General features: G+C 60.1%; 18 protein-coding genes and 1 pseudogene. 9 read left to right on the top strand and 10 right to left on the bottom strand.

Features of this window, described 5'->3' with window-relative positions:
• The first annotated feature begins 86 nt into the window (after nucleotides 1–86).
• The 3 genes from M1D34_RS19455 to M1D34_RS19445 all read left to right on the top strand — a co-directional run bounded on the left by M1D34_RS19455 (nucleotide 87) and on the right by M1D34_RS19445 (nucleotide 3883).
• Nucleotides 87–1319 (top strand): urate hydroxylase PuuD, encoded by a 1233-nt coding sequence (locus tag M1D34_RS19455; protein ID WP_498783764.1) that lies wholly within the window; start codon nucleotides 87–89, stop codon nucleotides 1317–1319.
• On the top strand, nucleotides 1316–2632 hold the full coding sequence (gene guaD / locus M1D34_RS19450) for a guanine deaminase (protein ID WP_127632035.1): 1317 nt from the start codon (nucleotides 1316–1318) through the stop codon (nucleotides 2630–2632). Before M1D34_RS19455 ends, guaD begins: the two co-directional genes overlap by 4 nt.
• A gap of 114 nt (nucleotides 2633–2746) precedes the next feature.
• Nucleotides 2747–3883 carry an alpha-hydroxy acid oxidase gene (locus M1D34_RS19445; protein ID WP_003535911.1) on the top strand — a complete coding sequence of 379 codons (1137 nt, stop codon included), beginning with the start codon at nucleotides 2747–2749 and terminating at the stop codon, nucleotides 3881–3883.
• A 246-nt stretch (nucleotides 3884–4129) separates the two neighbouring features.
• On the opposite strand, the gene M1D34_RS19440 is transcribed toward M1D34_RS19445, so the two are convergent.
• From M1D34_RS19440 to M1D34_RS19415, 6 genes are all read right to left on the bottom strand, one after another.
• A complete protein-coding gene (locus M1D34_RS19440) occupies nucleotides 4130–5110 on the bottom strand; it encodes a sugar-binding transcriptional regulator (RefSeq protein ID WP_498783762.1) in 981 nt (326 codons plus the stop codon).
• Nucleotides 5107–6636 (bottom strand): FGGY-family carbohydrate kinase, encoded by a 1530-nt coding sequence (locus M1D34_RS19435; protein WP_498783761.1) that lies wholly within the window; start codon nucleotides 6634–6636, stop codon nucleotides 5107–5109. Before M1D34_RS19435 ends, M1D34_RS19440 begins: the two co-directional genes overlap by 4 nt.
• A gap of 43 nt (nucleotides 6637–6679) precedes the next feature.
• A complete protein-coding gene (locus M1D34_RS19430; protein ID WP_498783759.1) occupies nucleotides 6680–7699 on the bottom strand; it encodes a galactitol-1-phosphate 5-dehydrogenase in 1020 nt (339 codons plus the stop codon).
• Nucleotides 7700–7876: 177 nt separating this feature from the next.
• A complete protein-coding gene (locus tag M1D34_RS19425) occupies nucleotides 7877–8848 on the bottom strand; it encodes an ABC transporter permease (RefSeq protein WP_017265602.1) in 972 nt (323 codons plus the stop codon).
• Between the two features lie 20 nt (nucleotides 8849–8868).
• Nucleotides 8869–10383 (bottom strand): sugar ABC transporter ATP-binding protein, encoded by a 1515-nt coding sequence (locus M1D34_RS19420; protein ID WP_010975980.1) that lies wholly within the window; start codon nucleotides 10381–10383, stop codon nucleotides 8869–8871.
• 87 nt (nucleotides 10384–10470) lie between these two features.
• A complete protein-coding gene (locus M1D34_RS19415) occupies nucleotides 10471–11439 on the bottom strand; it encodes a sugar ABC transporter substrate-binding protein (protein WP_010975981.1) in 969 nt (322 codons plus the stop codon).
• Between the two features lie 247 nt (nucleotides 11440–11686).
• On the opposite strand from M1D34_RS19415, the gene M1D34_RS19410 reads away from it, so the two are divergent.
• The 5 genes and pseudogenes from M1D34_RS19410 (at nucleotide 11687) to M1D34_RS19390 (ending at nucleotide 16954) form a co-directional block, all read left to right on the top strand.
• A complete protein-coding gene (locus tag M1D34_RS19410) occupies nucleotides 11687–12313 on the top strand; it encodes a glucose-6-phosphate isomerase (RefSeq protein WP_498783756.1) in 627 nt (208 codons plus the stop codon).
• 217 nt (nucleotides 12314–12530) lie between these two features.
• A pseudogene (locus tag M1D34_RS19405) lies at nucleotides 12531–12922 on the top strand (alpha-hydroxy acid oxidase); the annotation flags it as partial.
• Nucleotides 12923–13426: 504 nt separating this feature from the next.
• On the top strand, nucleotides 13427–14377 hold the full coding sequence (locus M1D34_RS19400; RefSeq protein ID WP_498783754.1) for a helix-turn-helix domain-containing protein: 951 nt from the start codon (nucleotides 13427–13429) through the stop codon (nucleotides 14375–14377).
• 439 nt (nucleotides 14378–14816) lie between these two features.
• On the top strand, nucleotides 14817–15647 hold the full coding sequence (locus tag M1D34_RS19395; protein WP_498784310.1) for an alpha/beta fold hydrolase: 831 nt from the start codon (nucleotides 14817–14819) through the stop codon (nucleotides 15645–15647).
• Between the two features lie 101 nt (nucleotides 15648–15748).
• Nucleotides 15749–16954 carry an NAD(P)/FAD-dependent oxidoreductase gene (locus tag M1D34_RS19390; RefSeq protein WP_498783752.1) on the top strand — a complete coding sequence of 402 codons (1206 nt, stop codon included), beginning with the start codon at nucleotides 15749–15751 and terminating at the stop codon, nucleotides 16952–16954.
• Between the two features lie 1110 nt (nucleotides 16955–18064).
• Here M1D34_RS19390 and M1D34_RS19385 read toward each other — a convergent pair.
• From M1D34_RS19385 to M1D34_RS19370, 4 genes are all read right to left on the bottom strand, one after another.
• Nucleotides 18065–19096, bottom strand: coding sequence for a mechanosensitive ion channel family protein (locus M1D34_RS19385; RefSeq protein WP_498783750.1), 1032 nt, complete (start codon nucleotides 19094–19096; stop codon nucleotides 18065–18067).
• 72 nt (nucleotides 19097–19168) lie between these two features.
• Nucleotides 19169–19594, bottom strand: coding sequence for a cupin domain-containing protein (locus M1D34_RS19380; RefSeq protein WP_498784308.1), 426 nt, complete (start codon nucleotides 19592–19594; stop codon nucleotides 19169–19171).
• A 63-nt stretch (nucleotides 19595–19657) separates the two neighbouring features.
• On the bottom strand, nucleotides 19658–20410 hold the full coding sequence (locus tag M1D34_RS19375; RefSeq protein WP_498783748.1) for an SDR family oxidoreductase: 753 nt from the start codon (nucleotides 20408–20410) through the stop codon (nucleotides 19658–19660).
• A 146-nt stretch (nucleotides 20411–20556) separates the two neighbouring features.
• Nucleotides 20557–21510 (bottom strand): MBL fold metallo-hydrolase, encoded by a 954-nt coding sequence (locus M1D34_RS19370; RefSeq protein ID WP_498783746.1) that lies wholly within the window; start codon nucleotides 21508–21510, stop codon nucleotides 20557–20559.
• 58 nt (nucleotides 21511–21568) lie between these two features.
• Between M1D34_RS19370 and M1D34_RS19365 the strand changes: the two genes are divergently transcribed.
• Nucleotides 21569–21880 (top strand): hypothetical protein, encoded by a 312-nt coding sequence (locus M1D34_RS19365; RefSeq protein WP_498783744.1) that lies wholly within the window; start codon nucleotides 21569–21571, stop codon nucleotides 21878–21880.
• Nucleotides 21881–21971: the final 91 nt, after the last annotated feature.

Raw genomic sequence — 21971 nt, 5'->3', positions numbered from 1 at the left:
CTGTAGCGTGGATTGCCGAGAACGCCCCTTTCCCGTTTCGGCTTTTTCTCGCAAGCTGCGTCAACGGAGAGAACGAGGGGATCCGAATGTATGAATTCGCCATTGTCTGGGAATGGCTGGCCTTCGCCGTACGCTGGCTGCATGTGGTCACCGCCATCGCCTGGATCGGCTCGTCCTTCTATTTCATCGCGCTCGATCTCGGTCTCGTAAAACGCGACCATCTGCCCCCGGGCGCCTATGGCGAGGAATGGCAGGTCCATGGCGGGGGTTTCTATCACATCCAGAAATATCTGGTGGCGCCAGCCGCCATGCCGGAGCACCTCACCTGGTTCAAGTGGGAGTCCTACGCGACCTGGCTCTCGGGCTTCGCCATGCTCTGCATCGTCTATTATGGCGGCGCCGACCTCTTTCTCATAGACCGGCATGTCCTGGACATTTCGGCGACGACCGCGATCCTGATCTCGCTTGCCTCGCTCGGTCTCGGCTGGGTCCTCTATGACCTTCTCTGCAAGTCACCGATCGGGAAAAGCACCTGGGGACTGATGGCGCTGCTCTATCTGGTACTGGTCGCCATGGCCTGGGGCTATACCCAGGTCTTCACCGGCCGCGCCGCCTTCCTGCATCTCGGCGCCTTCACCGCCACGATCATGTCGGCCAACGTCTTCCTGATCATCATCCCCAACCAGAAGATCGTCGTCGCCGACCTGATCGCCGGCCGCATGCCGGATCCAAGGCTCGGCGCCCAGGCGAAGCAGCGCTCGCTGCACAACAACTACCTGACGCTGCCCGTCATCTTCTTCATGCTCTCGAACCATTATCCGCTCGCCTTCGCGACGGCCTTCAACTGGATCATCGCAGCGCTCGTCTTCCTGATGGGCGTTACGATCCGTCATTGGTTCAACACCACGCATGCGCGCAAGGGCAGGCCCACCTGGACCTGGCTTGTCACCACGCTCCTGTTCATCCTGATCATGTGGCTCTCGACCGCGCCGAAAATACTGACGGGAGAAGAACGGGCCGACACGGCACCGGCCTTCCGGCGCTTTGCCGAAAACGCGCATTTTCCCGCAATCAAGGAGACGATCTCGACGCGCTGCAGCATGTGCCACGCGGCCGAGCCGGTCTATGAAGGAATTGTGCGGGCTCCGAACGGCGTCACGCTCGAAAGCGACGCCGAGATTGCTGCCCGCGCGCGGGAAATCTATATCCAGGCGGGGCGCAGCCATGCCATGCCGCCCGGCAACATAAGCGACATGACGGCGGAAGAGCGCAGGCTGGTGACGGCCTGGTTCGAAAGCGCCGTCGGGGAGACACGATGACATCCACCCTCATTCGCGGCCGCCTGCTGAGCTTCCATCGCGAACCTCAAGGTATCGACGACAGTGCTGCCTATGCCTACGAAAGCGACGGCGCGCTTCTCGTCGAGAACGGGGTGATCAAGGCATCCGGCTCCTATGCAGCGGTCAAGGCGGCAGCGCCTGAGGAGGTCCCCGAGATCGACCACCGCCCGCACCTGATCGTGCCGGGCCTCATCGACACGCATCTGCATTTTCCGCAGATGCAGGTGATGGCCTCCTACGCGGCCGATCTGCTCGAATGGCTGAACACCTACACCTTTCCCGAGGAATGCCGTTTCGTCGAGACGGCGCATGCGGAGCGGATCGCCCGCCATTTCTTCGACGAGATGATCCGCCACGGCACGACGACGGCGACGGCCTACTGTTCGGTGCACAAGACCTCCGCCGACGCCTTCTTCGCCGAGAGCCTGAAGCGCGGCATGTGCATGGTCGCAGGCAAGGTGATGATGGACCGCAATGCGCCGCAGGGCCTGCTCGACACGCCGGAGATGAGCTATGACGAGACCCGCGCCGTCATCGCCGACTGGCACGGCAAAGGCCGCAACCATGTGGCTATCACCCCCCGTTTCGCCATCACTTCCACGCCGGAGCAGATGGAGGTCGCGAAATCTCTCGTCGGCGAATTTCCCGACCTGCATGTGCAAACGCATCTCTCCGAGAACCGTGACGAAATCGCCTACACCTCGGAACTCTATCCGGAGGCGACCGACTATACCGACGTCTACGCCCGCTACGGGCTGCTGGGTCCGAAAAGCCTGTTCGGACATTGCATCCACCTCTCCGAGCGCGAGGCGGATGCGATGAGCGAGACCGGCTCGGTCGCCGTCTTCTGCCCGACGTCCAATCTCTTCCTCGGCTCCGGCCTTTTTCCCCTGCGGGCGCTCAAGCGCCGGCAAAAACCGGTGCGCGTTTCCGTCGCCTCGGACATCGGCGGCGGCACCAGCTACTCGATGCTTAAGACGCTCGACGAGGCCTACAAGATCCTGCAGTTGCAGGGCGAAAGGCTGAACCCCTTCGACAGCTTCTACATGATGACCCGCGGCAATGCCGAGGCGCTGTCTCTCGCCGACCGTATCGGCACGCTGGAGCCCGGCACCGATGCGGACATTGCGGTACTCGACATGGCGGCAACGCCTGCAATGGCGCTCAGAGCCGAAGTGGTCAATTCGCTGGCCGACGAACTCTTTCTCCTGCAGACGATGGGCGACGACCGCGCCGTCGTCGAGACCTACGTCGCCGGCAAGCCCTGCAAATCAACCCTTGGCGCAGCCTGAGCAGAGATGAAAACGAGAGGTAAGATTTTTTGACCTCTCGCTTTCTGCAACTATTACAAGCTCTCCGAAATCATGATAAGGGCTCGGCTGTCATTCACTCGATGAGGCCGATCCATGACGCAGATTCTCGAAATACGGGACCTGAAGGCCCTGGCCAGACGGCGCGTGCCGAAGCTTTTCTTCGATTATGCGGACAGCGGCGCATGGACGGAGGGAACCTACCGCGCCAACGAGGAGGATTTCGCCGGGATCAAGCTGCGCCAGCGGGTGCTGGTCGACATGTCCGACCGGTCGCTCGAAACGACGATGATCGGACAGAAGGTCTCGATGCCGGTCGCGCTCGCCCCCACCGGCCTGACGGGCATGCAGCATGCCGACGGCGAGATGCTGGCGGCTCAGGCGGCCGAGGCGTTCGGCGTTCCCTTCACGCTCTCGACCATGAGCATCTGCTCGATCGAGGACGTCGCCTCGGTGACGACGAAGCCGTTCTGGTTCCAGCTCTATGTCATGCGCGAGCGCGAGTTCGTGCTCGATCTGATCGACCGGGCCAAGGCCGCGAAGTGTTCCGCGCTCGTCCTGACGCTCGACCTGCAGATCCTCGGCCAGCGCCATAAGGACCTTCGCAACGGCCTGTCCGCGCCGCCGCGACTGACGCCGAAACACCTCTGGATGATGGCGACGCGGCCCGGCTGGTGCATGAAGATGCTCGGCACCAACCGCCGCACCTTCCGCAACATCGTCGGCCACGCCAAGAGCGTCGCCGACCTCTCCTCGCTTCAGGCCTGGACGAACGAGCAGTTCGACCCGCAGCTTTCCTGGAAGGACGTCGAGTGGATCAAGGAGCGCTGGGGCGGTCCGCTGATCCTCAAGGGCATTCTCGATCCGGAAGACGCAAAAATGGCGGCGAAGACCGGCGCCGACGCAATCATCGTCTCGAACCACGGCGGCCGCCAGCTCGACGGCGCGCATTCCTCGATCAGCATGCTGCCGCGCATCGTCGAGGCCGTCGGCGACCAGATCGAGGTACACCTCGACGGCGGCATTCGTTCCGGCCAGGACGTCCTGAAGGCGATCGCGCTCGGTGCGAAAGGCACCTATATCGGCCGCCCCTTCCTCTACGGCCTCGGCGCGCTCGGCAAGGAAGGCGTGACACTCGCGCTCGACATCATCCGCAAGGAGATGGACACGACCATGGCGCTCTGCGGCAAACGCCGCATCACCGAGGTCGGCCGCGACATCATCGCCGAGTAGCAGGTGCAGGAAGCGTGTAGCGGTTTTCCATCGGAAGTGCGTAGCTTCAAAGGCTTAGAGCGGAACCGCCCGATCAGCAAACGGCAATATCATCAGAGAGCCTATGTCACCTGCCTTGACCTCGGGGAAGCCGGAGCCCCCTTCACCCGGGGCCGGTCGATGGCGTGACCCTCGAAAATCTCGGGTCCGAGCGCGGTAGCCGGTTACGGGCGATATTGGGCAGAGAGCCTTGAGAATGGTCGACACTCATGCGTGCTCCAATGCGAATGTCGCTGTTGCCTCGTCGGTGACGAGGACATTGACCAGGCCGGCGCGAAGCACGCCAAGGACGACGTTGAATTTTTCGCTACCGGCCGCGATGCCGATAGCCTTTCCACTCGTCTTCAGATCGGAAAGCGAAAGGCCGATCGTGCGGGCATCCAATTCCGCGTCGACGATCTCGCCATTGCCATCGATGAAACGGCCAAGGACATCGCCCACCGCACCTTTTGAAAGAAGCGTGGCCAGTTCGTCCCTCAAAATGTTGCCCGAGCGGACAAGGACCGATTCCTCGCTCAGGCTTCCGCAAGAAAAAATGAGAATTTGTGCCGACCGCGCCTTGGTCAGAACATCGGCGACGATCCGGTCGCGTTCGAGCACCTCACGGGTGACGCGCTGGCCGACAATTGCCGGCACTGGCAGCGGCACAAGGCGGGCACCTGCCTTGCGTGCGAAGATCCCGGCGACATCGTTATGATACGTGACGCCGGAAATGGGTGCGACCGTTCCATTGATCTGTACGACCTCGCCGCCATCGCTCCATTGAAGCGGAAGCCAATGGGCAACGGCGCCCATCGTACGCCCCCAGGAAACGCCCACGGTTGCGCCATTTGATTTGATAGAAGCAATGTACTGGCCGGCGGCTTGAGCGACGGTGTCCAAACTCTGCGCCTGTTCGCCGTCGCTGGAAACCACGACGGAATCGTTCAGGTTGAAGGTTTGTTGCAAGGCGGTTTCCAGGTCGGGGCGGCGCGGCGAGCGTGGAATGATTTCGATGCGCACGATGCCGAGGTCGCGCGCCTCCTGCAGGAGACGGCTAACCTGCCAGCGGTTCAACCCGGTCTCAGCAGCGATTTCCGACTGATTCAGTTCCTGCTGGTAGGTCATGCGCGCAACCTTGACCATCAGGTGCTCGCGGCTTTCGTCCATCGGCAGGCGATTGCTGACGCGTTCGCTTTCGTCTTTCATACTCTCTCCGTCCGTGTGCTTTCGACGTTACCGGAAAGCCTATGGAAGACGGGCGTCAGGACATCCGTTGCTTCGCGGTAGTCGGCAAGCATAGCGAGATATTGTCTATGACGATTGAAATCGGGCGTTCTTTTCACGACAGGCGCGCGCAACGCATGCGCCGCGGTCGTCAGGTCTGGAAACAGTCCAAGCGCCACCGTACAGGCGACGGCGCCGCCATGCAGCGACAGGTTGTCATCGAGCGCAAGCTCCACGGGCTTACCTATTGCATCGATGGTCGCCTCGAGCCAGAGACGGTTTTTCATGATGCCGCCAGACATGACGATCCGGTCGATCGCCACCCCTTGCTTTTCCAGATCGAAGACGACATTGGCCGCCCCGAGTGCGACCGCAGTCACAGCAGCACGGTAGATGCTGGCCCGGTCGTGAGACAGCGACAAACCCAAAAAGGCGCCCCGCAGCCGTGCATCCCGGTAGGGTGTACGGTTGCCCATCCAATAATCCAGCGCCAGGAGCCCGGTGGAATCCGGCTCGATTGCGTCAGCGGCCGCGCAAAGTGATCGGAAGCCGGCATCATCAAGCCCGAAGATGGTGTTGCTCAGCCACTGAAGAATGGAACCAGCCGAGACCTGGCCGCCCTCTATCATTCGCAAGCCGGGCGTCAAGGCGTTGGGGTAAGGACCCCAGACCCCGCGGATATTACGCCCGTCATCCGGTACCTGCGTGAGGTGGACATTCGATGTCCCGCCGATGAACAGCATGGAGCCTGGCGTCACCGCGTCGGCACCGAATGTTCCCATATGCGCGTCTATGCCACCCTGCACCACGACAGGATTACCCGGAATGCCAAGCGTACGTGCCATCTCGGGAAGCATGGGAGCGACGACGTCCCCGATGTCCACAATTCGCTGCGGAAGCTTGGCACCAAGGTCCGGCACGCCGAGCAGAGCATAGAGATCCTCGCAGAATTTGCGGTTCCGGCTATCGTAGTTCCACTTGCATGTGGCATTCATCAGAGAGCCGGACCATACACCGGTTAACCTGTGATTGACGAAATCCAGAGCCTCGCAAATGACTTCCGTGCGCGCCCAGAGGTCCGGCTTTCGGCGCGCGAACCACATGGCTTTCGGGACCAGCCACTCGACCGCATCCGAACCACCGCTGTCTGCGAGAATGGGGTGGTCCACGGTTTCAGTGAACGCGGCTTCGTCGGCCGCGCGTGCGTCCATCCAGAGGACGGCAGGGGCAATCGGCTTGCCAGACCGGTCGCAGAGTACAACCGTCGAGGCGAAGGTCGCTACACAAACCGCAGCGATATCGGGCGAACCCGCCTTTGCAACGACATCGGGGACGAGCGAGACGAGCGCGGTCATCCAGTCTTCAGGATTCTGCTCGGCGCGGTTGGGCGGAAGATGCTGCGTTCTGTAAGGCGCCTCGCCACGCGCAACGATGTGGTTCGTCTGCGTGTCGAAGATCGCTGCCCTCGCGCCGCCGGTTCCAAAATCCAGACTGAGAACTGCGACCATCCCTAACCTTGCCTCCCTGTTTGCCCCACCGTCTCCCGAACGATCAGGGGCGGAACAGCACTTTCGAGAAGTGCAGGTCCTTCGCCGCGAAGCGCTGAAAGATACCAGGCAGTTCGGCAAGGTCGAGATCATGCGAGATCATGAATTCCCACTTCAGTTCCCCGGTCGCGAATTTTTGGACGGTTGTCGTCCACTGCGGGCCGGGAAAAGGCGCACCGAAACTGTTCCACGAGCCGTGCAGTGAAACTTCCTGACGCAGGAATCTCTGGAACGTCGCGTTCGACAGCTTCACATCGGGGACAGGTATCCCGATAAACGTGACATGTCCGCCCGGCGCAGCCAGCATGACGGCAGCGTTGATCGTCGAATCGATACCGACGGCCTCGATCACAAGATCGGCTCGTTCCTTGTTGTCGGCAAAATCGGCAGACAGGATGCATAGATCGGCGCCCGCCTGACGCGCCAAGGCGAGTTTCTCTTCCGTGACATCGACGGCGATCACCCTCGAGGCCCCCATGATGCGCATCCACTGGATCGCGAACAGGCCGATCGGGCCGCACCCGACGACGGCCCCGGTCTGGCCGGCCGTTATACCGCCGCCCTTCCAGATGGCATGGAGAGCGATCGAGGCAGGGTCGGTCATGGCGATAGCCCTGGGATCGACGTGCTGCGGTGTCTTGATGAGATTTTCGACGGGGACGGCGACAAATTCCGCATAAGCGCCGTCGCGGCGGCTACCGAAGTAATCATAGTCGCGGCATCGGGAAAAATTGCCTGTCTTGCATTCTATGCATTGATTGCACGGCATCAGCGGCGCAATAGCGGTCAGCTCGCCGATTTCCCAGCCTTCGACGTTTTCACCGAGCGCATGGATATGGCCGGAAAACTCGTGGCCTGTGATGAGAGGCATCTTCCATGCGCCCTTGACCAGCATGCGGGGCAGATCCGACCCACACACGCCGACGGATGCGACGCGCAGCAGGACCTCTCCGGGGCCGGCCACCGGCTTTGGCCGCTTTTCAAGCCGTATATCGCCCGGGGCATGGAGCACGATGGCTCGCATGGCGTCTCCTGTTAGCATCTGCGTCATTTGGTTACCTTTGCTAGGACAGCTGTCGTGACAATTAATCACATGCGAGAATTTTCGCGACGTGGACCGGTCGAAGGGCGGCCTTCATGCCGCCCGTCTCATTAAGCTGGGCTCTGTAACTGTTACGTCGTTATCTGCCGGAGAATGATTTCATCGCTTCAGAGAGCCGGTGCTGTACTGCAACAGCATGGCAACGACGATGATCGCTCCCATATAAACCTGCTGGTGATAGCCGGGTACGCCTGCAAGGTTCATGATGTTGGTGATAATTCCCATGACCAAAGCGCCAAGCAGCGTGTTGATGACGCCGCCCTTCCCGCCCATCAGGCTCGCCCCGCCGATGACGACGGCGGCGATCACATTGAGTTCGGCCCCGATGCCGACCTGAGCAGAGCCGACGCCTGTGCGGCTCGCGGCGATGATACCTGCCAAACCGGCGAGCAAACCGGAGATCACATAGACGGCGACGATATAGCGCGGGACGGCGATACCGGAGAGTCGGACAGCCTCCTCGTTGGAACCGATTGCCGTAATGACGCGTCCGAACCGGGTGAAGTTGAGGACGACACCGCCGGCGATATAGATTGCGAACATCAAAATGACTGGTTGGGGAATGCCCAGCACGAAGCCGGAACCGAAACTGCTGAAAGCTGCGCCCGCATCGCTGAGCGGAATTGGTCGCCCCTCGGAAATGATCAGGGAAAGGCCGCGCGCGACTGCCATCATGGCAAGCGACATGACAAAGGACGGCAGCCTGAGATACGCGATGAAACCGCCCGTTACCAGGCCGCAGGCAGCGCCGCACAACAAGACAAGAAAAATGGTGGCCCCGGTGCCATAGCCTAACATCGCGCAGAAGTAGCCCGTGAGTACGGAACCCAGGGCCATGACCGATCCAACCGAAAGGTCAATGCCGCGCGTCAGGATGACGAACAGCATGCCGACGGCCATGATGCCGGCTGTCGAGGCAACCTGCCGCAATACGTTGAGGAGGTTGCCGCGAGTGAGAAAACTGTCCGACCACCAGGTCGCTACGGCGACGAGCACGAGAAAGATCGCCAGGGTCCCGAAACGCTGAACGATGGAGTGATAGTCGACAAAACCCTTCTGTTCCTGCGGCATCACTGTGTCTGTTGTGTGGGTCATACCTGGCTGCCTTGGTTGCTCGCTCTGGCTCCGCCCATCATCGACAGGCCAAGCAGATTTTCTTCCGAGTAGTTGCTGGGTGTCAGTTCGCCTCGGATCTGCCCCTGGCCCATTGCCAGAACGCGATCGCAAAGACCAAAGAGTTCCTGATGTTCTGAGGAAATCACCAGAACTGCCTTGCCGTCTTCGGCGAGCTTGTTGATCAGAGCATAGATTTCGGCCTTCGCGCCGACATCGACGCCGCGTGTGGGTTCGTCCAGAATGATAACGTCGCCACCGGCGTGAAACCATTTCGCCAGCACGACCTTCTGCTGATTGCCGCCCGACAGACTGGAAACCGGTGCATCGATACTGGAAGCCTTGAGCCGCAAGCTCTTGCCAAGTGCGGTGACGTCGGTGCGCTCCAAGGCTGGCTTGAGGAAGCCCAAGGCATTCACGACCGACGACATCCTGGCCATCGTTGCATTGACGCGGATCGGCTTGTCGATGACGACGCCGTGCTCCTTGCGGTCTTCCGGGACGAGCCCGATACCGGCCTTCACCGCGTCTCTGGGCGATTTGAGTTTGAGGGCCTTCCCTTTGAGGCTGATCGTGCCGCTGTCCAGCGGATCAGCGCCGAAAATCGCGCGTGCGACTTCCGTGCGGCCTGATCCGATCAGGCCTCCAAGCCCGACGATCTCGCCGGCGCGGACAGAAAAGCTGACATCGCGAACCATCCGGCCCGCATTGAGTTTTTTCACGTTGAGCAGTTCGGCGCCGATGGTGCGCTGCGAGCGCTCCGGGAACATGTTGGCGATTGGCCGGCCGACCATCATGCGAATGATATCGTCGATCTTGACGTCCGTCGTCGCGACTGTTCCGACCGTCTCCCCATCCTTCATTACTGTCATTCGATCCGCGATATCGAACACTTCATCGAGGCGATGCGAAATATAGACGATGCCGACTCCACGATCGCGCAGGCCCCGGATGATCTGGTGCAGTTTCATCGCATCCTGAGCACCGAGCACTGCGGTCGGTTCGTCGAAGACGATGATCTTGATGTCCTGCGAAAGCGCCTTGGCGATCTCGACCACCTGCTGGTGGGCGACGGACAGGGTGCCGACAAGGCGCCCGGGATCGATATCGAAACCCAGACGGTCGATCAGCTGTTTTGCGCGTCTTCGCAGGCTGAATCGGGAAATAAGGGTCGGTAGCTCTCCGAGAAAAATGTTCTCTGCCACGCTGAGATCAGGGGCAAGGGCAAGCTCCTGGTGGATCACGACGATGCCAAGTGCGCGTGCGTCTCGAGGATCGCGAAGCTCGGTCCGCTTTCCATTAATGACGACCTCTCCCTGGCTGGGGATAATCTCGCCACCCAGAACGCGCATAAGGGTGGATTTTCCAGCACCGTTTTCGCCGAGAAGGGCATGAACCTCCCCCGGCCGCACGTCGAAATTCACGGACCGAAGCGCGTGAATGCCCCCGAAGGACTTGGAGATTGATTTCAGATTGGCAAGTTCGGTCACCATGGCCCTCCTAACAATGGCTGCAGACAACGAGGCAGGAGCCCCGTTGTCCAGTCCGCGGCGGCTTTGCAGCCTCCTGGGAGGAGCAGATCAGAAAACGGCGTCGGCGCGATAATATTTGTCGACGTTTTCTTTGGTGATGACGGCCGGTGTCGTCAGATTGAGCTTCGGGAAGTCGGCTGGCAGTTCGCCGTTGACTGCTTTGAGCCCGACATCGACCGCGGTACGCGCGACCAGGTCCGGGTCGTTAAGCCCGGTTGCCCCGTATTTGCCTTCTTTGATCAGTGCCAATGCTTCCTTCTGGCCGTCCGCAGCGGCAAGCGCGAGAACATCTGTCTTGCCTTGTGCCTCGAGAGCCTTCATGGCGCCAAGCACCATCGAGTCGTTTTCGCCAAGAACGACATTGGCGTCCGGATGCGCAGTCAGGAGGTCTTCCATCGCGGCGAGGCCACCTTCATGGGCCCAGCCACCCCAGCCCTGGCCCACGACTTCGAAACTGACCTTGCCGTCGTTGACCAATTGGCCTTCGACAAGGCCCTTGAAAACGCCGAGGCGCCGATCGCGGCCCACTTCGTTACCCTTGTCGCCCGATAGAAGGATGATCTTCATCGGCTTGCCCTTCATGGCATTGGCAAGCCATTGGCCGACAAGCACACCGTTCTGGTCATTGGAAGAGCGAACCTGGGTGACGACGTTGGCCTTCGTGTTGATGGAGGAGTCCATGACGACGACCTTCACGCCAGCTGCCGTTGCAGCGTCTGCGGCCGCGACAAGGCCTTCCGGATCGCGCGGGTTGAGGATCAACAGATTAACGCCGCGCGCCACCATGTCTTCCACGTCCGCGATCTGTTTGGTCATGTCGTTCTGGCCGTCGGCGCTGGTAACTTCACAACCGGCCTTTTTGGCCTGATCTTCCGCTGCCGCCACCTGAGCGGCGAAATAAGGTGCGCCAAGCGTGTACATGGCGATGCCAACCTTGCAGTCGGCGGCGTTTGCGATGCCAGCGGAAGCAACGCTCGCCATGAGGGCCAACATGCATCCTGCGATTGATTTCTTCATGGGTAACTCCTCCGATTTCCATGAGACAGGAAGCGGTTTCGGCTTCCATTCCGTAGTTTAATTACAGACTTCGACATTGGTCAAGCAAAATTAACCCCCATTTTTGATACTATACCACATAAGTGACAAATCGTGCGCTGCAACAAGGCGCGAATGCCCACGTTTCGCCTGCAGCAGGCGCTGGGGACTTGCGCTCGCAATTTTTTTTGGTAGTTTTGCTACGAAATTAGAGAACAGGAGAAAAGTGTTGATATTGTTTGAGCCGGGAGTCTGTCAGGTCGATGTTGCAACAGGCCAGTTGAAGGGCGCGACGAACCGCTATGTCAAAACCTTCCGGGATCTTGCAGGGCTGTATCGGGACGAGAGCGCATATCAAGCGCTTATCGAAACCCGCGGTGATGATGTCGCCTATGAGGTTACGGACTACAAGCCATCGGCCAATGGGGGTGACATCATCATCGGCGTCACGCGCATGGAGCCTGGGAAGATCGGTGACGAGTATTTCATGACGCGGGGCCACATCCATGCGAGGCCCAATCGGCCGGAAATGTATTATGGCGAGGCTGGGGTAGGCGTGATGCTGCTGGAATCGCCCCATGGCGAGATTCGCACGATCGAGATGCGCGCGAGGACTATGTGCTATGTGCCACCCTTTTGGATCCATCGTTCTGTCAACGTCGGCCTGGAACCACTTGTAATGACATTTTCCTATCCCGCGGATGCCGGTCAGGACTACGACGTCATTGCGAAGGCGGGGGGAATGCGGAGCCGTATTGTCGATGACGGGAACGGTGGATGGACCACAGTCGATAACGCCGGTTATTCAGGGAGACACCCATCGCTTGTAGAAGACATCATGTCGAGAGTTGACTGAAGACTGTCGGGGATCCTGTCTGGTGTTCCCCGTCACCGCTGGTTTGATCGCCTCATCCCTGTGCTCGTTGTCTAGCCCGGACACATGACTGACAGGTGTTCGGGGAGATGGCTGACACGCTCATAATGGCATGGGTTGGCTTCGAGAGGAGGTTGTCCATGCCGTGGAAAGAGGTGCCGGTCATGGGAGAGAGGCAGGAATTTGTGCGGCTGGCGCTGGTCCGCTGATCCTCAAGGGCATTCTCGATCCGGAAGACGCAAAAATGGCGGAGAAGACCGGCGCCGACGCAATCATCGTCTCGAACCACGGCGGCCGCCAGCTCGATGGCGCGCATTCCTCGATCAGCATGCTGCCGCGCATCGTCGAGGCCGTGGCGACCAGATCGAGGTACACCTCGACGGCGGCATTCGTTCCGACGTCCTGAAGGCGATCGCGCTCGGTGCCAAAGGCACCTATATCGGCCGCCCCTTCCTCCACGGCCTCGGCGCGCTCGGCAAGGAAGGCGTGACACTCGCGCTCGACATCATCCGCAAGGAGATGGACACGACCATGGCGCTCTGCGGCAAACGCCGCATCACCGAGGTCGCCCGCGACATCATTGCGGATTAGAGCACTTCAGGAAAGCGTGTAGCGGTTTTCCATCGGAAGTGCGTAGCTTCAAAGACTTAGAGCGGAACCGCACGTTCAGCAAACGGGCGAGAGGGTGAACACCCTCGCAATAGGCCGTCTACTGCATGTTTCCTTTAATCCTATCCGATTAAAGGGCAAAAACATGCAGCAGATCAAAGTACTACAGCGACCTTTGCGCGTCTGATAAGACGCGCGGCGCTGTAGTGCTTGCCGCGAGTGTCGCATCGCGGGACGCTGAAGACCGCGTGATCGAGAACGAGGTCCAATCGCTAAGGCAACCTATCCTGGAGAATAGATTTCCCCCCTCCGGGCGTTCTTATATTTTCCCTGCGTCACAACGCGCGAAAAACCAAAGCACCGCGACATTGGGGATCTCATGGGTAGCAGGACTGACAGTGTCGGCCATCACACGCGCATCCCCAATGATCCTGCGATTGTTGGCGGGGTCATATGTGAGCAGCGTCAGTCAACGAGCGCGCAATTATGAGCGCGCCTTGCTCCTGCAATTCCCGCGAGAGCGAGGCAGATGATTCAGCCGACGCGACCGCAGACGGCGTGCGGGTTGCCGATCACACACCTGCAACCGAGATGTCGCGCGTTCTGCGGACAGCACCTATTCATCTCGCGGCGGATCCCTCCGGCGGTGCAATTGCTCATTGGAACCATGGCCCCCTGCATGACGTCGTCGAGCCCATGACCGACCACGTCGTCATGGCTTACAACGGCACGATACAGCGCATGGAACGGCGGTCCGGAAGGTCGGTCGAGAGTGGCACGTTTCGTCGTGGGGTTGTGATAATCATCCCGGCTGGATCGAGCTCCCGCTGGGATATTCCGAAGCCGGTTGATGTCGTTCAGCTCTATCTCCCTCACACGACACTGACACGCATTGCCGAGGCAACCGATAGTTTCACGCCGACCGATCTTCTGGAGCGAACGGCGCATCCGGACCCCATTACATCTCGGTTGCTCCTGAGCGCAGCCGATGTCCTGGAAGGCAATAGGGCACTGGATACGCTTTTCAGGCAACAGCTGACTGATCTTCTGGCCACGCGCCTGCTGGCTGCACATACGGGCAAGGCGCCGAGCTATCAACCGGCGGTCGGCGGCCTAGCACCGAATGTGCTGCGCCGGGCCATCGATCGATTGCGGTCCGACGCCGATGCGGACGTCTCCCTCGCCGCCCTCGCAGCTGATTCCGGGCTGTCACGTTTTCATTTCTGTCGCGCTTTCAAGGAAAGCACGGGGCTCTCACCGCACAACTGGCTGCGTCAATATCGGCTTGAGCAAGCCATAAACATGCTGCGCAATCCTGCAAATTCGGTCGCCTCGGTCGCAGCCTCTCTCGGTTATAACTCGCAAACAGCATTTGCAGCTGCGTTCCGCAAATTGACCGGCGAAACACCGACCGAGTGGCGGCGCAGCCACGGCTGACGGTTAAGTTCCTCTCGTCCTCGTTTTACATTCCGAAACAGCGCGTTTTTCTACGATTCAATCGGCTCGACCGCGTGACGACTATGCCCGCACGCCCGCGGGTATGGCTCGGCCGCATTCCCGTTTTTCCTGCGCCTCCAGTCTCAACCACTCTTTCGAAAGCTGACCGACAGGGACCGGCCTATGTGCGTCGGCGCGATCGCTTAACCGCAATTGCGCTTTAATGGCGCCAATCCCTCTGGCGCAGCCGCAGTTCTGCTCCGCTAAACCATCGTTGCGCCCATGCCAATTGATCCTGGCGAAACACGGGATGGTCTGGGCTCGGACTGCGGGTCGATCGCGGTGCGGCGACCTGGAGTGGCCAGCATGGCCGATTTTAGCCACTGCCCCTTCACTTCGATGGGCGGCGTAAAACAAATATGTGCAAAGGATCAATGCAATGACCTCCATTACAACCAGCGACGGCGTTCAGATTTTCTACAAGGACTGGGGACCGAAGTCCGCGCAACCCATCGTCTTTCACCATGGCTGGCCGCTCAGCTCTGATGATTGGGATAATCAAATGCTCTTCTTCCTCGGCAGAGGCTTTCGCGTGATCGCTCACGATCGCCGCGGTCATGGCCGATCAAGCCAGGCGAGCGAGGGTCACGACATGGATCACTACGTCTCCGACGTCGCCGCACTGATCGACCACCTCGATCTTCGTAACGCGATCCATGTCGGTCACTCGACCGGCGGCGGTGAAGCCGCGCGGTATGTCGCGCGCTTTGGCAAGAACCGCGTTGCCAAACTCATTATGATTGCGGCAGTGCCGCCCTTGATGCTGAAGACCGCCGCCAATCCCGGCGGTCTACCGCTCGAAGTATTCGACGGACTACGCAGCCAACTGGCCGCCAATCGTTCGCAGTTCTATCGCGATTTTCCGAGTGGTCCATTCTACGGCTACAACCGCCCGGGTGCCGAACCTTCGCAAGCGGTCATCTCAAATTGGTGGCGTCAGGGCATGATGGGCGGCGCCAAAGCGCATTACGAAGGTATCAAGGCATTCTCGGAGACGGATTTCACCGAAGACCTGAAGAGCATCTCCGTGCCGACGTTGGTGTTGCATGGCGATGACGACCAGATCGTTCCGATCGGCACCTCCTCTCCGTTATCGGCGAAGCTGATTAAGGCCGCGACACTGAAGATCTACGAGAAGCTGCCGCATGGGCTGTGCACGACCCATGCAGATATCGTCAACGCCGACATACTGGCCTTCGTCAGGGCCTGAGCAACATCACTTCACCAACCCGCGCGCCATCGATCGTCTCCCATCCGGAGCGGCAACGGCGGCGCGCGCCCTTCGAAACCACAGGACACGGAGTAAACATTATGAGACTTGTGATTGTAGGCGCCGGTTTCGCCGGCATGTACGCCGCACTTTCCGCAGCCCGTCTGCGCGATATCGAAGGCGTCTCGCCCGAAGAGCTTGAAATCGCGCTGGTATCCCCGGAACCGACGCTTGTCATCCGCCCACGGCTTTACGAGCCGAACCCCGAGACCCTGACGGCGCCTTTGCAGAATGTATTTGACGCCGTCGATATCGCCTACGTGCAGGGTAGTGTTGAGGCGGTTGATACGAAGGCCGGCACCGTAGAGGTCGTCAACGCCGAGGGTGAACGAAAGACCCTTCAGTATCATCGCCTTGTGCTCGCCACCGGCAGCCGGTTGTTCCGTCCGAATATTCCGGGCCTCGCCGAATACGCCTTCAGCATCGACAATGTCGATGACGCCATTGCCCTCGATCGCCATCTCCACGAGCTTGCGAAGATGCCGGCCTCGGCCGCGCGTGACACCATCGTCGTTGCCGGCGCCGGCTTCACAGGTATCGAGGCGGCGACCGAGATGCCTTCGCGGCTGCGGACCCTATTCGACAAAACCGCCAATCCGCGCGTCATCATCATCGACCGCAGCAGCACGGTCGCCCCTGACATGGGTGAAGGCGCTCGCCCGATCATTGAGGACGCGCTGCGCAGGCTCGGCGTAGAGACGCGGCTCAACGCCGGAGTTTCATCGCTCGACAAGTCCGGAGTCACGCTGAGTACTGGCGAGCATATCGAAACCATGACGGTGATCTGGGCGGCAGGCATGCGGGCCAATCCGGTCACCACTAGAATTCCCGGCGAACGTGACAAGTTCGACCGGCTGCTGGTCGACGGCTGCCTGCGTGTACCGTCCGTGCCAGGCGTCTTCGCCACCGGGGATGCCGCGCGCGCTGCCTGCGACGACTGCGGCAACTACGCACTGATGTCGTGCCAGCACGCCACACGCATGGGCGCCTTCGCGGGCAACAATGCCGCTGCCGAACTGTTAGGCGTACCGCCACGGCAATATCATCAGAAAGCCTATGTCACCTGCCTTGACCTCGGCGATGCCGGAGCCCTCTTCACCCGGGGCTGGGATCGCGAGGTGGAGATGGTCGGCGAAAAAGCGAAGGCGACGAAGCAGGAGATCAACACTGTCTGGATCTATCCGCCGAAGCCCGAGCGTGCCGCGGCGCTGGCTTCCGCCGATCCGGAGCGCGTGACGGACCTCTGATCGCTTCAAGGCACGAACTGCGCTCTGAGCAAGAGCGCAGTTCGCCACATCCGGCCTGCTCATGAGGCACCCCGTCAATTCACAGATAAGCTTCTGTCCGGACCTTTGCGTGCACCACTGGCATCTCGATCCGTGGCATGCACGTACGACATCGCAGACAGGCCGGGGTTGGCGAAGGGACCGTCACGAAGTTACCCGCTCGAACCAGTCAAGATTGGCGCGTTAGAGAGCCCGACAATCGCCAGACCGCTTTTTTGCAGGTTGCACCGATGCTCACCAAACAGGCCATCCGCAGTGCATTTGCCGCGACGGCCTCCCAACATCGGTGACCTGCGTAGTTCGGCTGGACTTCCTGCACTAGACTAAGGCCTGTTGAGATTCATAGGTGAGGTCAAGCCGCTTGTTGTCTCCCCCCTTGTGGGGGAGATGGCCGGCAGGCCAGAGGGGGTTGAACGCCAAACTCTGCATGCCGCCGAAGACGATTTGCCGGGAGGATACCCTGCGGCATTCCGAAGATGCGGTCATACGACTGCGTCACGTAGTCCTGATGGGCGAGCGGGAGAGCAGACCCCCTCTGGCCTGCCGGCCATCTCCCCCACAAGGGGGGAGAATATTTGCGGCGGGCCCTCGCTTCCGCTTCTGCGTTCTGCCCGTGGCATCGTTTTGGGCATGCGAAGTCAAAACCGGTTATCTGCCCCAAGGCAATGGTCCCGTGAGAGATCAGTATATGCCCTGGTGTGCTTGTCACAGGGATGAGGAGATCAAACAAGCCGCGGCAGGAAATCCAAATCTCAACAAGGCCTTAGAGCGGGATGAGGAAAAGTGTGTGCGGTCTTCCGCCCGCATCCCGCGCATCAACTTCTTGGAACGATCACGTTCAATGTTTTTGGGTCGACCCGACCTAAAAACATCGTGATCTAGGGAATGATGGCGCTTTCCCCATGGCTAATATCCCGGCGAAATCTGCCTTGAATCCGATCTGCTCCCATTCGGGTATGATGCACGATATGCCACAGCATCCGGATAGTCAGCTGAGTCGCAAGCGAGATAGCTATTTCAACGATCCCTCACGTCCATCCAGTGCGCCTGAACCCACAGCTGGCTACGATCTTATGAGGCGGTGACCCGGACCGGCCGGGAGGAGAGCGTCGCCAGATATTGGCTGTCGGTCGGTGGAGGCATGAAAGCAAGGCTTTCAGCCGGTATAGCGAGCGAAAGCCCGTTTGCTTCGCATCGGTCATGAAGGAGGTCGACGATCTCATTCTTGGCAGGAGTTCGAATTGCGACGTTGTCTACGCGGAATTGAAGCTCGACTTCGATGGCGATGGCGTCGATTGCTTTCAGGGCGGCGACCGGCGGCGGGCTCTTATTGATCAGGACACTGGATTGCAGCGCGGACCGCATGATTTCCTCGACGACGCGCGGCCTTTGCGTTGCCGCGACGCGCACACGTAACGTGATCAGGTGCGTCTCGTCGGGGCGGCTGAGATTTGTCATGCCCTGCTTTGCCAAGACGCTGTTCGGCAGCACGACGACATTGTGCGTAGCGCTCAACAGGTTGGTGGAGCGCCAATTGGTTTCGATGACGCGGCCCTCGGTTCCGTCGGTCAACTCAATCCAGTCCCCTATCGCATAGGCTCTGCCGAGTGTCAGCGCGATGCCGGAGAAGACATCGCCGAGCGTATTTTGTAACGCAAGGCCGAAGATAACGGCGATGACACCCGACGTCGTGACCAAGGTGCCGACCGGCATGCCGAAGACGAAACCTATAACGGAAAGCGCCACACCAAGATAGATGGCGGCAATGGCCATATCCTGGATGAGGTGTGCTTCCCGCGGCCTTCGGTTCAACCTGACGTAGATCTGGATGAAACCGATGACGGCCCAGGCGAGATGGGCCCACCACAGGATTCTGGCCGATTTTGAAAGCAGCGCTCCAATGCCCTGCAAATGGACGGCATCAGGCCGATACGGAGCGATACCCCCAAGGTAAAGCACCACGCTCATGACGCTGAAGAACAGAATCTGGGCGATCAGACGGCCCGTCGGTCGGGTGCCGCCCTGGATGTGCCAGACGACGATCCCGGCAACCCCCAGAACGTTGACCAGGACAAGCGGTACCGAGTTGTCATCACCAAACATGGCACAAATCCTCGATTGTGGTTGAATCAAAGACGCGGCCGGGCGCCAACACTGGAGGCCCGGCCTGATAGTCTATTCCTTGATCGGGAAGGTCAGTTCCGTTTCAGCGGTATCGACCACAAAGACGGCGAGCAGCTTTGCCGGCTTGGTAGTGCTGGTGTTTTCGCTGACTCCGTGGCGATCGCCTGGCAATTCCGAAAAGCTTTCACCAGCGCTGTAAACTGTAACGGGACCGTCATTGACCTGGCTGCGGATGGCGCCCTCGAGAACGGTAGCGTAAATGAAGGCGGATACTGGATGTGTATGGCCCTCCGAAAAGCCGCCCGGAGCGTACTCGACGAGAACGCCCTTCACGCTCTTGCCAGGAACGTTCGGCAATTCATGCTCATAGACGAGCGTAACCTTCGCGCCCTGATCGCCACCTGACGAATCATGTGCGAGCGCCGTCCCTGATAGGAGAGCCGCCAACACCACGGCAAAATGCAATGTCTTGATCATGTCTTCCATCCTTTCGTGACTGGGGGCACCGGGCTGCCCAATAGACCGCCCGTGCGCCGATCGTTACTTTCTGGGTGTCGTCGCAAACCACTCATCGAAACCGATACGGCCGACGCGAGGGTGCTTGTCGGAGACGAGTGAACCCTCTTCCAGTTTTGTCCCAAAATACCGGGCATCCGGATCTGCGATGACGGTGCGGGAATCTCCGATCGCCTTGAGATAGCGCGCGGCGAAATCGCAAAGACGAGCGCGCTCGGGCCCGCAGATTTCGATGATGTCGTCAGCCGGCGCGGCAAGGGCCGCGTCCGTCACGAAATCGGCGACGTCTTCGGACGCTATCGGCTGTAACGAACCCGTCGACAGGCGAGCAGTGCCATTGACCGTGCCCGCCTCGGCGATACCGCCGAGAAACTCCATGAACTGTGTGGAGCGCACGATCGTATAGGGTATGCCGGCTGCCCGGATGATCTTTTCCTGAGCAATCTTGGCTCGAAGATAGCCGCTATCCGGCAGCCGATCTGCGCCGACGATGGAGAGGGCGACATGGTGCTTTACGCCGGCTGTCATTTCCGCCGCCATCAGATTCCTGCCCGCTTTCTGAAAGAATTCGAGCACGGCGTTGTCCTCGAAGGAGGGCGAGTTCGCGAGGTCGATAACCACCTCGGTATTCCTCAGTGCGTCCGCCAAGCCCTCGCCGGTGAGGGTGTTGACGCCGGTTTTCGGGGCAGCGGCAATGACCTCATACCCTTTCTTGCGCAAGCGCTCTGCAGTCTTCGAACCGATCAGGCCGGTTCCGCCGATGATCACGATTTTCATGAGAGGCTCCATTTGCGAGGGCCCATACGGTGCGCGTCGCTCGATAGGTGAATTTGAGAAAGCCCGTTGACGCCAGGGATTGAAGGCCGTCCTGAACACGGCCTTCAAAGTTGCACGTTCTGGTTCGACCTCAATTCCACAAGCGGTCAGTAGTCCCAGAAGACCGGCACCCAACGAAAGGTGTCGCCATCGACCGCGACATGGCCGACGGAAGGAAACGGCATATGCGTTGCCACCAGCAGTTCACCGGTCGCCGCCAGCTCCTGTAAAAGCCGGACGCGGACGCGAGCTGCCTCCTCGGGGTCGTGTTCGAAACCGTTGTGCCAGTCGGGGTGGTCGAATCCGACCGCGAACACGGCGTCGCCGGCAAACATCAGACGGTCGTTGCCCGATGCCACGCGGACCACGCTGTGTCCCGGGGTATGCCCGCCGGTACGAGACACGACCACGCCCGGCGCCACCTCACGCTCGTCCTCGAACAGCCGCAGGTGGCTCTGATAATCTTTGACGAACCGCTTGGCGGCCGCCCGAAGCGCGTCCGGGAACCCCTCCGGCATGACCGCGTGGGTGAAATCGGGCGACTCCCAGAATTTGACCTCGGCAGCGGCAACGTGGATCCGCAGGTCCGGATTCAGCTGCTCCTTCACCCCGTCGACCAGCAGTCCGCCAACGTGATCCATGTGCATGTGGGTCAGTACCACGTCGGTCACGGATGCGAGGTCGATGCCGGCGGCCGCCAGCCGCTTCATCAGCTGCCCAGCACGGGGCAAGTTCAAGTCGGGGTCGAGTCCCAGGCCTGCGTCGATGAGAATGGTCTGCTCGCCGCTACGGACCACGACGACGTTCAGCGCCCAGTCGAACGCGTCCTGCGGCAGAAACATGTCGCCCAACCACGCGGCACGGGCGGCCGGATCGGCGTTATGGCCCAGCATCGCGGTTGGAAGCGGTAGCACCCCATCGCTGATCACCAGGACTTCAATCTCGCCGATTTGCACCGCGTAGCGTGACGGCACCAGCTCCTCGGGTGCGGGTCTACCGACATATGAGGCGTTTTCCCGTTTCATGCTTGCCTCCTGAGTGTTGCTGCTCATCTGGTTCATCTTTGAACGCTCCTCTGTTCTATGTCGTGGATGGCTTCCGCTTCGTGGTGGAAGCGGGGTGAAAGTCGATCGCGACACACTCGATGCCGGTGTGTCCTCTAATGATCTATCGAAAGCGATCTGCGGCTGCGCCAGAACGATTGCTGCCGCTGTAGAGCTATTGCTGCTGACGCATCCGCGTGCGGCGATCGCCCGGTGTCGCCGCTCGGTCGAATTCTCGTGCGCGATAAATGTCCGGCGTGGTCATTGGGATCGTCATTTGCGCAGCGCTCTGCTGCTTCGCCGGCATTCGATTTCGACCATCGCGGAAAATCATCGCCCTGAGGAGGCATCACTCGTCTGGCGAACTGGTGCTTGGCATTTCCCATAGCCTTCGTGATCAACGTCGCGGGCCCATTGAGGCTCGGCGCTATTTCTCAAGGAGCGCCCAAACATGGATTTCCGCAAGTTGCGGCCGCACA

The sequence above is a fragment of the Ensifer sp. D2-11 genome, assembly GCF_054161295.1.
This window is presented reverse-complemented; position numbering and strand designations above follow the sequence as displayed.